This is a genomic window from Pseudomonas artemisiae, assembly GCF_057128685.1.
The window spans coordinates 159,402-176,537 of record NZ_JBSKHS010000005.1 but is presented as its reverse complement, the minus strand read 5'-3'; the positions used below and the strand labels follow the sequence as shown (position 1 = coordinate 176,537).

17 protein-coding genes and 1 tRNA gene are annotated in these 17,136 nt (G+C 59.6%); 7 read left to right on the top strand and 11 right to left on the bottom strand.

The genetic code is table 11. The features are described from left to right. The first annotated feature begins 537 nt into the window (after window positions 1-537). Window positions 538-1,263, top strand: a complete 726-nt coding sequence (locus ACWKV4_RS08390) for an amidotransferase (protein ID WP_483831615.1) — start codon at window positions 538-540, stop codon at window positions 1,261-1,263. A 7-nt stretch (window positions 1,264-1,270) separates the two neighbouring features. On the opposite strand, the gene ACWKV4_RS08385 is transcribed toward ACWKV4_RS08390, so the two are convergent. The 3 genes from ACWKV4_RS08385 to ACWKV4_RS08375 all read right to left on the bottom strand — a co-directional run bounded on the left by ACWKV4_RS08385 (window position 1,271) and on the right by ACWKV4_RS08375 (window position 3,786). Next, a complete protein-coding gene (locus tag ACWKV4_RS08385) occupies window positions 1,271-2,242 on the bottom strand; it encodes a magnesium and cobalt transport protein CorA (RefSeq protein WP_483831614.1) in 972 nt (323 codons plus the stop codon). A 30-nt stretch (window positions 2,243-2,272) separates the two neighbouring features. Further along, window positions 2,273-3,010, bottom strand: a complete 738-nt coding sequence (locus ACWKV4_RS08380; protein ID WP_483831613.1) for a lysophospholipid acyltransferase family protein — start codon at window positions 3,008-3,010, stop codon at window positions 2,273-2,275. Window positions 3,011-3,090: 80 nt separating this feature from the next. Further along, complete coding sequence (locus ACWKV4_RS08375) at window positions 3,091-3,786, bottom strand: crotonase/enoyl-CoA hydratase family protein (RefSeq protein ID WP_483831612.1); 696 nt, start codon at window positions 3,784-3,786, stop codon at window positions 3,091-3,093. A 222-nt stretch (window positions 3,787-4,008) separates the two neighbouring features. Here ACWKV4_RS08375 and ACWKV4_RS08370 point away from each other — a divergent pair. Beyond that, a tRNA-Ser gene (locus ACWKV4_RS08370) sits at window positions 4,009-4,098 on the top strand. A 37-nt stretch (window positions 4,099-4,135) separates the two neighbouring features. On the opposite strand, the gene cobF is transcribed toward ACWKV4_RS08370, so the two are convergent. From cobF to ACWKV4_RS08355, 3 genes are all read right to left on the bottom strand, one after another. After that, the gene (gene cobF / locus ACWKV4_RS08365; protein ID WP_483831611.1) at window positions 4,136-4,912 is read right to left on the bottom strand and encodes a precorrin-6A synthase (deacetylating); all 777 of its coding nucleotides are present in this window, start codon (window positions 4,910-4,912) and stop codon (window positions 4,136-4,138) included. A 242-nt stretch (window positions 4,913-5,154) separates the two neighbouring features. Continuing rightward, window positions 5,155-5,637: a GreA/GreB family elongation factor gene (locus ACWKV4_RS08360; RefSeq protein ID WP_483831727.1), complete on the bottom strand. Its 483-nt coding sequence runs from the start codon at window positions 5,635-5,637 to the stop codon at window positions 5,155-5,157. Beyond that, window positions 5,637-6,086: a hypothetical protein gene (locus ACWKV4_RS08355; protein ID WP_483831610.1), complete on the bottom strand. Its 450-nt coding sequence runs from the start codon at window positions 6,084-6,086 to the stop codon at window positions 5,637-5,639. Before ACWKV4_RS08355 ends, ACWKV4_RS08360 begins: the two co-directional genes overlap by 1 nt. A gap of 109 nt (window positions 6,087-6,195) precedes the next feature. On the opposite strand from ACWKV4_RS08355, the gene earP reads away from it, so the two are divergent. Both earP and ACWKV4_RS08345 read left to right on the top strand, forming a co-directional pair. After that, window positions 6,196-7,326 carry an elongation factor P maturation arginine rhamnosyltransferase EarP gene (gene earP, locus ACWKV4_RS08350; protein ID WP_483831609.1) on the top strand — a complete coding sequence of 377 codons (1,131 nt, stop codon included), beginning with the start codon at window positions 6,196-6,198 and terminating at the stop codon, window positions 7,324-7,326. Between the two features lie 43 nt (window positions 7,327-7,369). Beyond that, entirely contained in the window at window positions 7,370-7,939 is a 570-nt protein-coding gene (locus tag ACWKV4_RS08345; protein ID WP_483831608.1) for an elongation factor P, read from the top strand. 64 nt (window positions 7,940-8,003) lie between these two features. On the opposite strand, the gene ACWKV4_RS08340 is transcribed toward ACWKV4_RS08345, so the two are convergent. Then, entirely contained in the window at window positions 8,004-8,423 is a 420-nt protein-coding gene (locus ACWKV4_RS08340; protein WP_483831607.1) for an organic hydroperoxide resistance protein, read from the bottom strand. Window positions 8,424-8,587: 164 nt separating this feature from the next. After that, window positions 8,588-9,058 (bottom strand): MarR family winged helix-turn-helix transcriptional regulator, encoded by a 471-nt coding sequence (locus ACWKV4_RS08335; RefSeq protein WP_483831606.1) that lies wholly within the window; start codon window positions 9,056-9,058, stop codon window positions 8,588-8,590. Between the two features lie 182 nt (window positions 9,059-9,240). On the opposite strand from ACWKV4_RS08335, the gene ACWKV4_RS08330 reads away from it, so the two are divergent. Then, window positions 9,241-9,990, top strand: a complete 750-nt coding sequence (locus tag ACWKV4_RS08330; protein ID WP_483831605.1) for a sulfite exporter TauE/SafE family protein — start codon at window positions 9,241-9,243, stop codon at window positions 9,988-9,990. Window positions 9,991-10,034: 44 nt separating this feature from the next. Here ACWKV4_RS08330 and ACWKV4_RS08325 read toward each other — a convergent pair whose 3' ends face one another. Beyond that, on the bottom strand, window positions 10,035-11,387 hold the full coding sequence (locus ACWKV4_RS08325) for a class II 3-deoxy-7-phosphoheptulonate synthase (protein WP_483831604.1): 1,353 nt from the start codon (window positions 11,385-11,387) through the stop codon (window positions 10,035-10,037). A gap of 125 nt (window positions 11,388-11,512) precedes the next feature. Between ACWKV4_RS08325 and ACWKV4_RS08320 the strand changes: the two genes are divergently transcribed. Continuing rightward, on the top strand, window positions 11,513-12,283 hold the full coding sequence (locus ACWKV4_RS08320; RefSeq protein ID WP_483831603.1) for a spermidine synthase: 771 nt from the start codon (window positions 11,513-11,515) through the stop codon (window positions 12,281-12,283). A gap of 328 nt (window positions 12,284-12,611) precedes the next feature. After that, window positions 12,612-14,270, top strand: a complete 1,659-nt coding sequence (locus tag ACWKV4_RS08315; protein WP_483831602.1) for a DEAD/DEAH box helicase — start codon at window positions 12,612-12,614, stop codon at window positions 14,268-14,270. Between the two features lie 423 nt (window positions 14,271-14,693). On the opposite strand, the gene htpX is transcribed toward ACWKV4_RS08315, so the two are convergent. Together htpX and ACWKV4_RS08305 are read right to left on the bottom strand one after the other, a co-directional pair. Continuing rightward, complete coding sequence (htpX, locus tag ACWKV4_RS08310; RefSeq protein WP_483831601.1) at window positions 14,694-15,581, bottom strand: protease HtpX; 888 nt, start codon at window positions 15,579-15,581, stop codon at window positions 14,694-14,696. Between the two features lie 264 nt (window positions 15,582-15,845). Further along, complete coding sequence (locus ACWKV4_RS08305) at window positions 15,846-17,057, bottom strand: pyridoxal phosphate-dependent aminotransferase (protein ID WP_483831600.1); 1,212 nt, start codon at window positions 17,055-17,057, stop codon at window positions 15,846-15,848. Between the last annotated feature and the right edge of the window lie 79 nt (window positions 17,058-17,136).

Genomic DNA, 17,136 nt, shown 5'->3' with positions numbered 1-17,136 from the left:
TATGCTGGTAAGTATGCGGATGTTTGGCCGAGCTCGGCTGTGGCCTGCGTAATGGGGCTTACTGGTGTCAGGCTATTGACCTGAAACAGGTTAACCGAAGACACGCCCTAGGTTGGGCAGGATCAGCAGCAAGGTCGTTGCGAAAACGATCAACCCTGCCTGACGGAACTTAGGATGCTTGAACATGACATCGAGCCTTTCTTGTTGTTGACCAGCGCCGTCCCCGTGGCCCAGAGCGGCTTCACTGCCTATTGGCTGGTCGCGGTGCACAGGCGATAGCCCCCGCGCAACCGGAACATTGTTAAATGTAGAAGCCACAGATGAACTGTCTAGAGCCATCTGGCAATTTTTGGCACATTTTTAAGCCAAACTACCCTGAAACTCATTGCCGTATCGTTTCAGTCGCCTGATGTAGACAGGCTGAGCAAGCGATTTATGTCTATGACCGTTCGTCCGCCAGTTGGCTTGCTTTAACAGCCAATCGGATGCAGGCTTGCGCCAAGCACTCCCGCTTGTTTCGAACCGAGACCGATCTTCATGCCGTTGCGTATCTGCATTCTCGAAACTGACCACATTCGCCCAGAGCTGGTCGAGCAGTACTCCGGTTACGGGGCCATGTTTAAAGCGCTGTTTTCCCGCCAGCCCATCGCTGCGGATTTCGAGGTGTTCAACGTGGTAGACGGTCACTACCCGGCTGAAGATGAGCGCTACGATGCGTATCTGGTCACGGGCAGCAAGGCGGACGCCTTCGGCGATGATCCCTGGATCGCGCCCCTTAAAGCCTTCCTGCTCGACCGCTATGCCCGGGGTGACAAGTTGTTGGGGGTATGCTTCGGGCATCAGTTGCTGGCCTTGCTGCTGGGCGGGAACGCGCAACGAGCGGAACAGGGCTGGGGTGTGGGGACTCACCGCTATCAGTTGCACGGCGAGGCGCCCTGGATGACGCCGCCAGCCGAAGGCTTGACCTTGCTGATCAGCCACCAAGACCAAGTCACCCGGTTGCCGGAAGGCGCCACCCTGGTAGCCTCTAGTGAGTTCTGCCAGTATGCCGCTTACCAGCTCAATGACCAGGTGCTGTGCTTCCAGGGCCACCCAGAGTTTGTCAGTGACTATTCCAAGGCATTGCTTGAGGTGCGCCGGCAGCACTTGGGTGACCAGGTGTACCAGGCTGCCTTCGATAGCCTGGCCCATAACCACGATGGCGCAACCGTGGCCGAATGGATGATGCGTTTCGTGGCGGCGCCGAAGGCCAACGTGGCGTGAAAGCCGCCTACAGCCAACCGGAGCGTTTGAAGCTCACGTACAGCCCGGTACAGCCAGCGGCGATCACCCCAAGCACGGCAAAATAGCCGTAATGCCAGTTCAGCTCGGGCATGTTCTGAAAGTTCATGCCGTAGATCCCGGCGATGGCCGTGGGGAAGGCCAGAATAGCCGCCCAGGCACCGAACTTGCGCTGAGTGACGCTCTGCCGGGCAGACTCCAGCAACATGCCGATCTCGATGGTTTGGCTAGCAATGTCACGAATGCCAGTAAGGTCTTCCATCTGGCGATTCACATGAATTTGCACGTCGCGAAAATACGGGCTCATGTTGTGGTCGATAAAGGGAAAATCCAGCCGTTGCAGTTCCTCACTGATCTCAACCATCGGCGCAAGGTAGCGACGCATCCGTAGCAGGTCTCGTCGCAGCCCATGCAAGCACTGAATGTCCTTTTCGTTCAGTGCCTGGCTCAGTACATTATGTTCCAGGGCTTCGATTTCCTGGTGAATGCTTTCGGTCACTGGCTGGTAGTTCTCGGTAACGAAATCCAGGATGGCGTACAGCACAAAGTCTTCGCCGTGCTCCAGCAGCAATGGCCGCGCCTCGCACCGTTGGCGTACCAGCGAGTAGGACGCGGAATGGCCGTTGCGGCACGTGATCACATAGCCTTCGCCCGCGAAGATATGGGTTTCGATAAACTCCAGCACCCCGCCTTGCCGCACCGGGGAGTAGGTCACGATAAACAGCGCATCACCGAAGGTTTCCAGCTTGGGCCGGCTATGCCGCTCCAGTGCGTCCTCGATGGCAAGTTCATGCAAGCCGAACTCGCTTTGAAGCAACGAGAGCGTGGCGGCGTCTGGTTCTTCCAGGCCAATCCAGACGAAATGGCCCGGCTGGCAGGCCCATTTGCGACCATCCTGGACCTTGATATCGGTAATTTTTTTGCCCGCGCTATACGCGGCTGCCGCAACGACTCGGCCCATGGTGGGTGGCTCTCGGCTGGTAACGCCTGATCAGAGTGGCGCCTGAGCCGGCAGTTCAGTGCCCGCCGATAGCTCGTCGATGCAGGCCTGCATGGCCTGCTGACAGTGCGCCATCAGCGCGGGAATATCCTGGGTGGTCAGGCCCTGGGTAGGGATCGGCGCCAGGGCTCTTACGCGAATGTTGCCGCTGTGCAAGCGGTTGAAGTTCAGGCTGTTCAGGTAGCGGCCCGTGCACACCGGCACGATGGGCACGCCGGCATCAATGGCCATGGTAAAGGCGCCCTTTTTAAAGGGCAGCAGGCGCTGGCCAGGGTTGCGCGTGCCTTCAGGGAAGATCCAGATGGAGGTGTGCTGGTCACGCAATACACGGCTGGTGGTTTGCAGCGCGCGCCGGGCCTGATAGGCGTTATCGCGGTTGAGCAACACATTGCCGCCCAGCCAGAACAGTTGGCCGAACAAGGGCACCCAGCCGAGGCTCTTCTTACCGATACATGCCATGCGTCGCGGCACGATGGAGCCTAGAAAGAACACATCGTAGTTCGATTGATGGTTGGCGATGATCACGAACCCAGGCGGTTGGTCATGCAGTGGCTCAACGTCCGCGTCTAGCCGCAGCCCGAACAATGCCAGGGCAGGGCGGCTATACAGGCGCGCGAAAATACGGTTGTTGTCTGAGTTGAAGGGCCGCGCCAGGCCCACCAGCAAGCCCAGCAGGCCAACCAGCAGAAAGTGCAGGCCCAGCAAGCCCATGCGAAGGATATACAGCATGCCCGACGACTCTCGATGCAAAGCCAGGCAGTTTACGATTGGGTTAACCCAGCGGCAAATGACATCGCTCACGTGGCCGCTTAGCCCACCTTGAATTGCTCACGGTCCAGGGCAATGGCTTGGTCCAGGGTGTCCAGCAGCGGCTTGCGTACCTTCAGCTTGGTGTTGCGGTGGGCCAGGGCGTTTAGGTTTTTGAGCCGCTGCGCGGCCTTTTCGATCGCCGCGGGCAATGTTTCCACGCTTACCACTTCATCCAGAAAACCTGCGCTCAGGGCCCCTTGAGGGTCGAACATTTCCGCGCAAATCACCGCCCGCTGGAAGGCGGAGCGACGTAGTCGGTCACGGGCCAACTCAATACCGGCCTGGTGCATGGTCATGCCGATCATCACCTCGTTCAGGCCAATGTGATAGGGGCCTTCCACGCCAATGCGGTAGTCCACTGCCAATAGCAGAAAGGCACCCTTGGCTACCGCATGGCCGCTACAGGCGACGATCACCGGCATAGGGTGAGCGAGCAAGCGGCGGGTAAGGGTTGAGCCTGCCGTAACCAGGTCCAGCGCCTGTTGTGGCCCGGCGGTCATAACTTTCAAGTCATAGCCGCCAGAGAGAATGCCCGGCTGACCGGTGATCACCACCACGGCATGGTCTGCCTCGGCCTGGTCCAGCGCGCGGTTGAACGCCTCGATCAACTCAGGGGAAATGGCATTGACCTTGCCGTTGTCGAGGGTCAGCGTGGCAACGCCATTGGCCAAGCGATAGTCGATCAAGTCAGGCATAAAGCAGTCTCTTAAAAGGGGCGAGGTGGCAAACGTTACCTAGCACCCCGCCTGCGGTAAAGGCTAATGGTTGACCGGCCGGTCACTTGCACAGGGCTTATTGAAGCGCGTCTATACGCCGTTTGGCTTAACCGCATGAAAACCATCAAAAAAAGCTTTGCCATCGAGAACGCTTTCGACTACATTAGCGCGCCTCGACACACTGACGGTGTGAAGAGCTTCGGTGAGGTGTCCGAGTGGTTGAAGGAGCACGCCTGGAAAGTGTGTATACAGGAAACTGTATCAAGGGTTCGAATCCCTTCCTCACCGCCACATACAGAAAGCCCCGTGACTGCCAGTAACTTGGTGCTCACGGGGTTTTTCGTTTGGGCTGCCGGCGCTTGAGCAAATAGGTATCCATGATCCAGCCCTTGGCCAGGCGAGCTTGAGCGCGAACCTGTTCAATCTCCCAGGCCACGTCTTCTAACCTGCCAGCGATCAGCACTTCATCTGCCGTGCCCAGGTAGGCGCCCCAGTAGATATCCAAGTCTCGGTCCACCCAGTGTTTGAAGGCCTGCTCAGCGTCCAGCATCACCACCACACTGTCTGCATTATCCGGCAGCTCTCGGGCCAGGCGGCGGCCTGTGGTGATTTCAATAGGCTGCCCGATCTGGTTAAGGGGCACCTTGTGCCGGGCGGCCAGGGTTTGAACGCTGGTGATTCCCGGGATGACCTCGTAGCTGAGCTGATGGCGCCCGCTCTCGATGATCGCGTTCATGATGCGAAGGGTGCTGTCGTATAACGAAGGGTCCCCCCACGCCAGAAACGCTCCGCACTCATTGTCCTTGAGCTCGTGCGTGATCAAGTGCTCGAACAGGCCCTGCTTTTCGGCGTTGAGGTGTTCGACCGTATTCAGGTAATCATCGCCCGCCCGCTGGCGCTCCGGGCTCGGGCTTTCCACAACGCGGTAGTTTTGATGGGTGATGTGTTGAGCGAGCAGGGTGTGGCGCAGCTGGTTTAGCGCCTGCTTGTGCGGGCCCTTATCCAACAGGAAGAACACGTCTACCTGGTTGAGTGCCTTTATGGCCTGGAGGGTAATGTGGTCTGGGTTGCCCGCGCCTATGCCAATGATCAGTATGGTTTTCATGCCCTGCAAGCCTTTGCAATGAGTGTGTTCAACTTTCTGTAGCTACCGCCCTGATCCTCATCGCACAAGCGAGCTAAGCGCGCGAGTGCCGGTCGCTGGCAAGCCAGGCTGTACGGTATGGCCTGTAGGTTCCCGTAGCAGCCGAGCTTGCTCGCGACCCGCTCAACACGATGCCGAGGCGGTCGCGGCAACGCGGTGGCGCCAAGGCCTGCTGCTACGTAAGGCCTCAACTGCGCTTGCGATTAGCACACCAGCGCGATGTAGTAATCCTGGGCCTTGCCCGCGACCGCCACGCTGATTTCATCACCCACGTGTTTGCCGACCAAGGCGCGGCCAAGGGGGGCATGCGGGGTAATGACCGTTACGGCGTGGCCTTGGGCATTGACCACCAGCCCCGCGGCATCCGGGCCAAGGAACAACGTGCGGGTTTGGCCTTCCGAGGTTTCCAGCTCGATATAGTCGCCAAGCTGAATGCCTCGTTCTGGCTGGTGGTTCGGTACAGAGAGTTCGCGCAGGCGATGCAACGCCTGGGCAATTTCCGCCATGCGCCGCGCCTGCCCGGTGGCCAGGTAAGAAGCTTCCAGGCCCAGGGTGTCGTACTTGTTTTCGGCGATATTCTCCTCGTGGGTCGCGGTTTCATAAGCCGTTTGTGCCGCCCGTTGAGCCACCTCCAAGTCCCGCTCCAGGGCCGCTACTATCAACCGGTGCAGCTGGGTTTTATCCATCATCGGCATAGCGTGGCCACCTGCTCGCGGCTGTGGTCGCTGGGCGCGGTTTGAGCCTGTTGTAGCCAGAACTGACAGGCGGCATTGCTTTGGTTGGCTGGATTGACACGAGCGGCGGCTTCGGCTTCGCGCTCGTCCTGTTGGCGTAGGTTTTGTTGGTATTGGTCGAACATCGGCGCGGTATCGGCACCTATAGGCTGTGCTGGGGCAGGGCTACGGGATGGCGCCGGTTCTGAGCGGCGTGGAGCTGCCTCAACCGTGGGGCCAGCGACCGTGACGGGCACCGTTATCGCGAACAAAGGTGGTGCGCCATAGCCATAGCGCCATATCAGCCAGCCACTGGCGAAGGTCAGCGCCAGCCCTAGCCATAGGCCCAAGGCGATAGACAGCACCAGCCCAAGGCTGGGCCTGGAAGAGGGCGGGGTATGGCGAGCAAGGGTGTCGGACATAATAAGGCTCCCGTGGCATAAGCCTATTGTGGCACAGCCGACAGGCTTTACCCGCGGGGGGTGCCCGCCCCACAATTCGCACCTTTGTCACAGGGCCGGTAGGCGCACCATGGACAGCGGTTGGGATATTTTTTGTAAGGTGGTAGACAACTTCGGCGATGCCGGGGTGACTTGGCGGTTGGCACGTCAACTGGTCAATGAACACGGCTTGCGGGTGCGGCTGTGGATTGACGACCTCACTGCCTTCGCACGCCTGTGCCCGCAAGCCGACCCTAGGGCTGATGCGCAATTGATCGAAGGCGTGAGCGTGCGCCACTGGCCCCAGGCCTGGGTCGAGCTTTCTACCGCCAGGGTGGTCATCGAAGCGTTCGGTTGCAAGTTGCCGGAGCCCTATGAAGCTGCCCTGGCTACGCGGCCTGCTCCGGCGCTGTGGATCAACCTCGAGTACCTGAGCGCAGAAGCATGGGTGGGCGGGTGTCATGGCTTGCCTTCGATAAAGTCCGGCAACGTGCGCAAATTTTTCTTTTTCCCTGGGTTTCGCGACGACACTGGCGGCTTGCTGAGGGAGCAGGGCCTATTGAGCGAGCGAGACAGCTTCCAGAGCAGCGCACAAGCCCGGCAGGATTTATGGCAGCAACTTGGGGTGCAGACCAGGCCCGAGGCGCGAGTGATTTCGCTGTTCGCCTACGAAAACCCTGGGTTGGCGGGGTGGTTGGACGCGTTGGCTGACAGCGCCCAGCCGACCCATATGCTGGTGCCCGAAGGGCGGGTGCTGGCTGACGTACAGGGGTGGGCTGGTACCCACTTGAGCGTAGGCGATACCTTCACGCGGCGGGCATTGACCCTCCAGGTGCTGCCGTTCATGCCCCAGAATACCTACGACAAGCTACTGTGGGCCTGCGATTTCAATGCGGTACGGGGCGAAGATTCGTTCGTACGGGCGCAATGGGCGGCACGGCCCATGCTCTGGCACATCTACACCCAGGATGACTATGCCCACTGGGAAAAACTCGAAGCCTTTCTTGAACTCTATACCCAGGATTTGCCACCCGCCGCTGGTGACGCGCTAACGGCTCTGTGGCGCGCCTGGAACATGAATGGGGACGTAGGCCTGGCGTGGGAAGGCCTTGAGCCACACTGGCGCGCTGTGGAGGCTCATGCCCGCCAATGGAGCGATAAGCTGGCCAATCGCCCGAACCTTGCCACGGCGCTGGTGCAGTTTTCCCGAAATTCGCTATGATACGCGGCTACGACACGTCACCACCTCTATTCGGAATTGCGTAATGAAAACTGGTAAAGAGCTCAAACCCGGTACCGTCCTGCGGATCGACAACGATCCTTGGCTGGTACAGAAGGCTGAATTCACCAAGTCTGGTCGTAACAGCGCGATCATGAAGACCAAGCTGAAAAACCTGCTGACCGGCTACAAGACCGAGACCGTGTACTCGGCCGACGACAAGCTGGACGACGTAATTTTGGACCGCAAGGAAGCCACCCTGTCCTTCATCAGTGGTGACAGCTACACCTTCATGGACACCACCGACTACACCATGTATGAGTTGAACGCTGAAGACATCGAGGCCGTTCTGCCGTTCATCGAAGAAGGCATGACCGACGTCTGCGAAGCGGTCTTCTTCGAAGGCCGTCTGGTATCCGTGGAGTTGCCGACCACTATCGTGCGTCAGGTGGATTACACCGAAGGCTCTGCTCGCGGTGATACCTCCGGCAAGGTCATGAAGCCAGCCAAGCTGAAGAACGGCACCGAGCTGTCGGTTGCGGACTTCATCGAAATCGGCGACCTGATTGAAATCGACACCCGTGATGGCGGTTCCTACAAAGGCCGTGCGAAGTAATCTTCGTACAGCGACGAAAAACCCGGCGCTTGCCGGGTTTTTTATGTGTAGCACTAGCTGGGCCTTACACCGATACGTGTAGGCGCACGTCGACGTTGTTACGGGTAGCGTTAGAGTACGGGCATACGTTATGTGCCGCGTCTGCCAGTGCTTGGGCCTCGGCTTGGGCCAACCCTGGCAGGCTGATCTTCAAGTCGATATCCAAACCAAAGCCGCCTTCGATCTGCCCAATGCCCACGTCTGCGGCAACGGTGGTGTCCGCTGGCAGGCTGCGTTTTTGCTGGCCAGCCACGAATTTCAAAGCGCCGATAAAGCAAGCCGAGTAGCCCGCCGCGAACAATTGCTCAGGGTTGGTACCGCTGCCACCCGCGCCGCCCAGGCCTTTCGGAGTGGACAGGCTGACATCCAGCGCGCCATCGCTGGAGGTAGAACGGCCGTCACGGCCGCCAGTGGAGGTGGCAGAAGCTACATAAAGCGTTTGCATGGTCATTACCTTTGTTTGAGTGCCTTTATTTAGTGTTCTAAATAAAATACCAGGGCAATCTAACGTCGTTGAGCCTTGGTTGCAAGGCAGGCTTTAGGCAGTCGATGAACGGCATTGCCATGTAAGAGTGGGCCCTGTTCAAGCGACCCAGTTTAAAGTCGCTGCTATACGTTATCCTGCAAACGCCCGCGCATTTCTAACAGTTGTGCCTGTAGGCCTTTCAGTTCAGGTGGCTCCAGCGCCAGGGCGCCAGAGACGCATGCGGGGATTGCCTGTGCTTCATTTTGAAGGCGACGCCCCTCAGCCGTGAGGTTGACGATGACTACACGCTCGTCTTCCTTGCTACGGGTGCGGCTGAGCAAGCCAATGCTTTCCAAACGCTTTAGCAACGGTGTGAGCGAGCCCGGGTCCGTTAGCAGTCGGGTGCTGATTTCCCCCACGGTCATGCCGTCACGCTCCCAGAGCACAAGCATCGCCAGGTATTGGGGGTAGGTCAGCCCGAGTTTGCTGAGTAAGGGCTTGTAAAGCTTGGTCATCAATAACGAGGTGGAGTACAAGGCGAAACAAAGCTGGTTATCCAGCAACAAGTGATCGCCGGAATCGGCCGCCTGTTTAGAAGAATGTTCGGCTTTCATGCTGATCCTTGATGTCGAATGACTAAAAAATAGTGGTGCTCGTGTATTTAGTGTGCCATTCAATCCATGCCGGCTTTAGGTTTTCATGTAGCAAGCAACCTAAAATTTCGAACCATGCGGGCATTCAGAAGTTCGTTAAATGTTCATTTGCCGTACGATGCAAAATTTTTAAGGGCGGTGCCATGCTGGAATGGGTGGGGTATATAGCCTTTGGCGCGGTATTAGGGACCTTGGGCGGGGTGTTCGGCATCGGAGGAGGGCTGATCGCCATACCGGCCCTGGGGTTGTTGTTCGGGCTGGACCAACAGCTGGCGCAGGGTACCGCCCTGGTCATGGTAGTGCCCAATGTGCTGTTGGCATTATGGCGCTACCACCAGCGCAACCGCATTGACCCTCGCAACGCCTTGGCCTTGGGTGCTGGCGGCCTGTTATGCGCCTGGCTGGGCTCTCTGCTGGCGGTGGGGCTGGACGCGGTGCTTATGCGCAAAGGGTTCGTAGGCTTTTTGCTGCTGATGGCGGGGCTTAACGTTGCTCGTCTGGTGGCCCGGCCCGCCACCCCGTCACCAGTGCTCAAACATGGCTGGCCCTGGCTCGGCGCCCTGGGCGGCTTCGCCGGGCTGATGGGGGGGTTGTTCGGGGTAGGTGGCGCGGTGGTAGCCACGCCTGTACTGACCGCAGTGTTTGGTGCCTCTCAAGTGGTTGCTCAAGGGTTGTCGCTGGCATTGGCGGCACCAAGCACCAGCATTACCTTGGTCACCTACGCGTTGCACCAGCATGTGAACTGGCCCATGGGGGCTGCCATGGCGGTGGGTGGGCTGCTCAGCATCAGTTGGGGCGTACGCATTGCCTATGCTTTGCCCGAGCGCACCCTGCGCCTGGCCTTCTGTGGTTTTCTGCTGCTGTGCGCGCTGTTGTTGGCATTGAAGGTGTGAAGAGGCCTGGCACTTCAGGTGCCAGGCAGGGGGCAAGGAGGCATCTAGCGGTCGCGACGCACGCCTTTGAGGGTTTCGGCGATCATAAACGCCAACTCCAGGGACTGATCGGCATTCATGCGCGGGTCGCAGTGGGTATGGTAGCGATCAGACAACCCGTCTTCGGTGATGGGCCGGGAGCCGCCGATGCATTCAGTGACATTCTGCCCGGTCATTTCGATATGAATGCCGCCGGCGTAGGTACCTTCTGCCTGATGGACCTGGAAGAAATCCTTCACCTCTTCGAGAATCTGCGCAAAATCCCGGGTCTTGTAGCCACTGCTGGCCTTGATCGTATTGCCATGCATCGGGTCGCAGCTCCACAGCACTTGCTTACCTTCGCGCTGCACGGTACGTAGCAGCCGAGGCAGATGATCGCCCACCTTACCCGCCCCCATGCGCACGATCAGGTTCAAGCGCCCAGGGTCGTTTTCAGGGTTGAGTATGTCAATCAGGCGGATCAGCTCCTCGCCGTCCATGCTCGGGCCTACCTTCACCCCGATAGGGTTGTTAACCCCACGCAGGAATTCAACATGGGCCCCGTCCAACTGCCGGGTGCGGTCGCCGATCCACAGCATATGGGCCGAGCAGTCATACCAGTCATTGGTCAGGCTGTCCCTACGCACGAAGGCCTGTTCGTAATTGAGCAGCAGGGCTTCGTGGGCGGTAAAGAAATTGGTTTCGCGCAGTTGCGGCAGATTATCCAGGCCGCACGCCCGCATAAAGCCCAGGCTTTCGTCGATACGGTCAGCCAGGCGGTGGTATTTGTCGCCTAACGCGGAGCCTGCGATGAAATCCAGGTTCCATTTGTGTACCTGGTGCAGGTCGGCAAAGCCGCCTTGGGCGAAGGCACGCAGCAGGTTGAGGCTGGCGGTGGACTGATGGTAGGCCTGCATCAGGCGCTCAGGGTCGGGCGTGCGGCTGGCGGCGTCGAAGCCGATGCCATTGACGATGTCGCCGCGGTAGGCGGGTAGGGTAAGGGCGCCCTGGGTCTCGTCATTGCCTGAGCGCGGCTTGGCGAACTGGCCGGCCATGCGCCCCACCTTTACCACCGGGCAACCTGCCGCGAAGGTCATGACCACTGCCATTTGCAGTAACACCTTAAAGGTGTCGCGGATCTTGGCGGCGGAAAACTCGGCGAAGCTTTCGGCGCAGTCGCCGCCCTGAAGCAAAAAGGCTCGGCCCTGGGTGACTTCGGCGAACTGTCGGCGCAGCTCACGGGCCTCGCCCGCGAATACCAAGGGCGGGAAACCCGCCAGGGTCTGCTCTACCCGTGCCAGGTGGTCAGCGTCAGGGTAGGTAGGCTGTTGTCGAATGGGCACCGTGCGCCAGCTGTCAGGGCTCCAGGGAGCGGGCATGAAGAACCTCAGGTCAGGTGTGCTAAAGAGGAGAATACTACCTCAGTGCTGGCACCTTCGCTGTGCTGGTCAATTGGCAAAGCGTGGTGGACAATCGCTGTTTCCCTCCAAGCGAACCCTGTGCCGTGGAAGAACCGACTCAAAACGCGCCCACCGATGAACGCCTGTTAGCGGAAACCACCGATGCCTTTGGCATTATCCGGATCTGGGAAGTGGGCGAGTATCGCTTCCTGGAGTTCGGTGCCGCCATCGAGCAGAGCTGCGTATTCATGCCCGACCCGGCTTGGCTGGAGTATGACTATACCCGCGCCATGCTGATCGGCGCCCTGTGTCATGCCCATCCCGAAACCGCGCTGTTCCTGGGCCTGGGGGCGGGCAACCTGACCCAGGCGTGCCTGGCCCACTTGCCCTTGGAAGACGTCGAGTGCATCGAACTGCGCCCAGACGTACCCCGGTTGGCCATGCAATACCTTGGGCTGACCGACGACCCTCGGCTGTACGTGCGTATTGGCGATGCCCTGGAGCTGTTACCCAGCGCTGAATCCGCTGACCTGGTGTTCGTGGACCTGTACACCGACCAGGGCCCGGGGGTGGCGCACCTGGCGTGGCGTTTCCTGGAGCAGTGCCAGCAACGCTTGAATCCCGGCGGCTGGCTAGTGATCAACCAGTGGGCAGGGGAGGACGGTAAGCCGTTGGGCGCCGCCTTGCTGCGTGGTTTGTACCACCGGCACTACTGGGAGCTACCGGTCAAAGAAGGCAACGTGATTGTGCTGGTGCCTGCCGACCTGGATCAGCACCTGGACCTTCCTGCCTTGCGCGAGCGTTGCGTCGCCTTGGCGCCGGCCTTGGGGTATTCGCTGGAGTACCTGCTCGCGGCCCTGCGGCCAGCGTCTTGAGTTCATAGCGCAAAGTACACGCGCCTTGCAGAACCGGCCACGACCAATGGCCGTAGGCGAGGCAGCGCTGTCTTGCCCATGAAAAAACTCACCCTGCCGTCAGCTTTTCAGGTATGATGCGCGCCGGCCATTTAACGGGCCACGTTTAGGTAGCACTCTCCGAAGACAGCTTCGGCTGACGTCCGCGCTAGCGGGCTCTCCTGACGATTCATTCATCAATCGTTTTCGCAAATCCCCGCCGCCAAAGTTGCCAGGGTGACTCTTGAAGTCTTACGGCATGCGCAGCTTTGGAGCATGGGTCTTTGCGGATGCACTTAGAGGCAGACCCATGACCCAGGAATCCGGCGGCTTCGCCGCGCTCGAACTACATCCAAGCATCGTTGCCGCAGTCATCGCCACAGGGTACGAAGAACCCTCCGCGATCCAGCAGCAATCGATTCCGATCATCCTCGCCGGTCATGACATGATCGGCCAGGCGCAGACCGGTACCGGCAAAACCGCCGCGTTCGCTCTGCCGATCTTGTCCCGTATCGACCCGAGCAAGCGCGAGCCGCAAGCCCTGATCCTGGCGCCAACCCGTGAGTTGGCGCTGCAAGTGGCTACCGCGTTCGAAACCTATGCCAAGCAGATGCCTGGCGTGAACGTCGTAGCTGTATACGGCGGTGCCCCCATGGGCCCGCAGCTCAAAGCCATTCGTAATGGCGCTCAGATCGTTGTAGCCACCCCTGGCCGCCTGTGCGACCACCTGCGCCGCGACGAAAAAGTACTGGCTACCGTCAACCACCTGGTGCTCGACGAGGCTGACGAAATGCTCAAGCTGGGCTTCATGGACGACCTCGAAGTGATCTTCGCGGCCATGCCTGAGACCCGTCAGACCGTGCTGTTCTCGGCCACCCTGCCTGCTTCCATCCGGGCCATCGCCGAGCGGCACCTCAAAGAGCCCAAGCACGTCAAGATCCAGAGCAAAACCCAGACCGTGTCTGCGATCGAGCAGGCTTACCTGCTGGTTCATGCCGATCAAAAGGTCCCGGCCGTGCTGCGCCTGCTGGAAGTCGAAGAGTTCGATGCACTGATCGCCTTCGTTCGTACCAAGCAAGCGACCCTGGACCTGGCCAGCGCCCTGGAAGCCAAAGGCTACAAGGCTGCCGCGCTTAACGGTGACATTGCCCAGAACCAACGCGAGCGAGTGATCGACTCCCTCAAGGACGGTCGCCTGGACATCGTGGTCGCCACCGACGTAGCCGCCCGTGGCCTGGACGTACCGCGCATCACCCACGTGTTCAACGTGGACATGCCGTACGATCCGGAATCCTACGTGCACCGCATCGGCCGTACCGGCCGTGCCGGCCGCGATGGTCGCGCGCTGCTGTTGGTGACCCCGCGTGAGCGCCGCATGCTGCAAGTGATCGAGCGTGTGACTGGGCAGAAGGTAACCGAGGTACGCCTGCCTAACGCCCAGGCTGTACTCGATGCCCGCATCAAGAAGCTGACCAACAGCCTCGCGCCTCTGGTGGCTGACGCCGAAGCCAGTCATGGCGAGCTGCTTGACCGCCTGACCGCAGACATCGGCTGCAGCCCGCAAGCCCTGGCCGCCGCGCTTCTGAGCAAGGCCACCAATGGCCAGGCGCTGGACCTGGCTACCGTCGAGCGTGATCAGCCGTTGGTACCCACCACCGCGCCACGTGAGCGTAGCAGCGAGCGCAGCGGCGAGCGTCATGAACGTCGTGCGCCAATGCCATTGGGTGAAGGCCGCGTACGCTGCCGTACCGCTCTGGGCGCCCGTGATGGTATCGCCGCCAAGAACCTGTTGGGAGCGATCCTCAACGAAGGTGGCCTGGTACGCGAAACCATCGGCCGCATCCAGGTGCGTGACAGCTTCAGCCTGGTAGAGCTGCCTGAAGACGGTCTCGACCGCCTGCTGGCCAAGCTCAAGGACACTCGCGTTGCCGGTAAGCAGCTCAAACTGCGTCGGTATCGGGAAGACTAAGCGTCAAGCCCGCTACTAAAAGCCCCCGCCTGAGCGATCAGAGCGGGGGCTTTTTTTAAGTCACATATACGGGTGTAGGAACCAGCGAAGCTGGCGAACGGTGCATTACGGTTTGAACTGTCCGGGATCTTCGCGAGCTTTTACTCGCTCTCATCAAACAAAACATAACCTATTGATTTAAAAATCTAAATTACACCGCTTTAACTGGCGCCATGCGCGGACGTGTCGGCCCTATTCGCCAGCTTCGCTGGCTCCTACACGATGACCTGCCCAACCTTCGGGTGCATCAGTGTGTGGCAGTGAGCGGTAGCTCGCGAAAGCTGCACCGCGAGGGTGGCTGTCAGGCGTCATACCCCTGTTTGCTGCGTGACAGCGCGGCGCCTTGGCGGCGGGGCGGCTCCTTCAGGCGATAGGTATGCATGCTTAACCCCGCTGGCGTAGGGCGGCGATACGCTCTTCCAGCGGTGGATGGCTCATCAGCAGGCCGGCCAGGCCATGTTTGAGGCCGCCGTTGATGCCGAAGGCGGTGAGGGAGTCCGGCATGCCTGCCGCACCCTGCTGTTCGGCACGCAGCCGTTGCAGGGCGTTAATCATGGCGCCGCTACCTGCAAGGCGGGCGCCAGCGTCATCGGCGCGGAATTCCCGGCGACGGGAGAACCACATCACGATAATACTGGCGAGAATGCCCAGCACCAGCTCGGCAACGATGGTTGCGATGTAGTAGGCCATGCCTTGGCCTTCTTCATTCTTGAAGATGACCTTGTCCACGAAGTTACCGATGATTCGGGCGAAGAACATCACAAAGGTGTTCACTACGCCTTGGATCAAGGCCAGGGTGACCATGTCGCCATTGGCCACATGGCCGATCTCATGGGCCAGCACCGCACGGACTTCGTCGGGCGAGAACCGCTCCAGCAGGCCCTGGCTAACTGCGACCAAGGCGTCGTTACGGTTCCAGCCGGTGGCGAAGGCGTTGGCTTCATAGGCTGGGAAAATACCGACCTCAGGCATTTTGATGCCTGCCTCTCGGGACAATTGTTCGACGGTTTGCAGCAGCCATTGCTCATGACGGGTACGCGGTTGGGTAATGACCTGGGTACCGGTGCTGACCCGCGCCATCCATTTGGAAATGAACAACGAGAAAATGGACCCGGCGAAACCGAATACCGTACAAAACACCAGCAGTTGACTCAGGTTGAGGTCTACTCCGTTTGCCGCCATGAAGCCGTTGAAGCCGAAGAGGCTCAGGGTAATGCTGGCGATGAGCACGACCGCAAGGTTGGTGGCCACGAACAGCAGAATGCGCATCATGGTGTTGAATTACTCCTGACGGATAAGTGTGAAGCGTAGTCGGGTATATAAGGCGCTCACGGGAGCGATTCAACCAAGCGACTATTTCAAACTGTGTCGTCAGACGTTTCCTACAAGCTTTGTGGGCATTGTCTTGAATAAGGTCGGCAAACAAATTGTTTCAGGGAAAGACAGGGGGTAGCGGGAGGCAGCGTGATCCCGGTTCACCGGCTGGCGCCAGCTCCTACAGCAGAAACGAGGAGCCGTCGCCAACATGGCTGCGATTCACTGGCGGTAGCTTCGCAGGAAGTTCCCGATGCGCCCGATGGCCTGTTCCAGGTCATCCACCCGGGGCAGGGTGACCACCCTGAAGTGATCGGGCCATGGCCAGTTGAAGGCAGTGCCTTGGACCACCAGCAGTTTTTCCGACAGCAGCAGGTCGAGCACGAACTTTTCGTCGTTGAGGATTGGGCACACCTTGGGGTCGATCCGGGGGAACGCATAAAGCGCGCCCATGGGCTTGACGCAGCTCACGCCAGGGATGTCGTTGAGCAGCTCCCAGGTACGGTTGCGTTGCTCCAGCAGCCTGCCCGGTGGCAGCACAAGATCATTGATGCTTTGGTAGCCACCTAGCGCCGTTTGAATGGCATGTTGGCTGGGCACGTTGGCGCACAAGCGCATGTTGGCCAGGATATCCAGGCCTTCGATATAGCTCTGGGCATTGTGCTTGGGCCCGGAGATGGCCAGCCAGCCGGAGCGAAAACCTGCCACCCGGTAGGATTTGGACAGCCCATTGAAGGTCAGGCAGAGCAAGTCTGGCGCCAGCGAGGCGCTGCTGATATGCACCGCTTCGTCGTAGAGAATCTTGTCGTAGATCTCGTCGGAGAACACCACCAGGTTGTGTCGGCGTGCCAGCTCCAGCATCCCTAGCAAGACCTCCTTGGCGTACACCGCACCGGTGGGGTTGTTAGGGTTGATGATCACCATGGCTTTGGTATTGGGGGTGATCTTGGCCTCGATATCGGCCAGGTCTGGCCACCAGTTGGCTTGCTCGTCACACAGGTAGTGCACCGCATGCCCCCCGGCAAGGCTTACCGCGGCGGTCCACAAGGGATAGTCGGGCGCTGGAATCAGCACCTCGTCGCCGTTATTGAGCAGCGCCTGCATGGACATCACGATCAACTCGGACACGCCGTTGCCCAGGTAGATGTCCTCGATGCCTACGCCTTCTACCTGCTTTTGCTGGTAGTACTGCATCACCGCCTTGCGGGCGCTGAACAGGCCCTTGGAGTCACTGTAGCCTTGAGCGGTAGGCAGGTTGCGGATTACGTCCTGGAGGATTTCCTCCGGGGCCTCGAAGCCGAAGGGTGCCGGGTTGCCAATGTTGAGCTTGAGGATGCGATGACCTTCCTCCTCCAGACGCTTGGCGTGCTTGAGTACCGGCCCGCGAATGTCGTAGCAGACGTTGGCGAGCTTGTTCGATTTGCTGAACTGCATGGTGAGGTCCCGAAGAGCGGCCGGGTAGGCGCCGGAAAAATGAGTTTGAACGAGCAAGGCGCGGGTGACAGACTGGCAG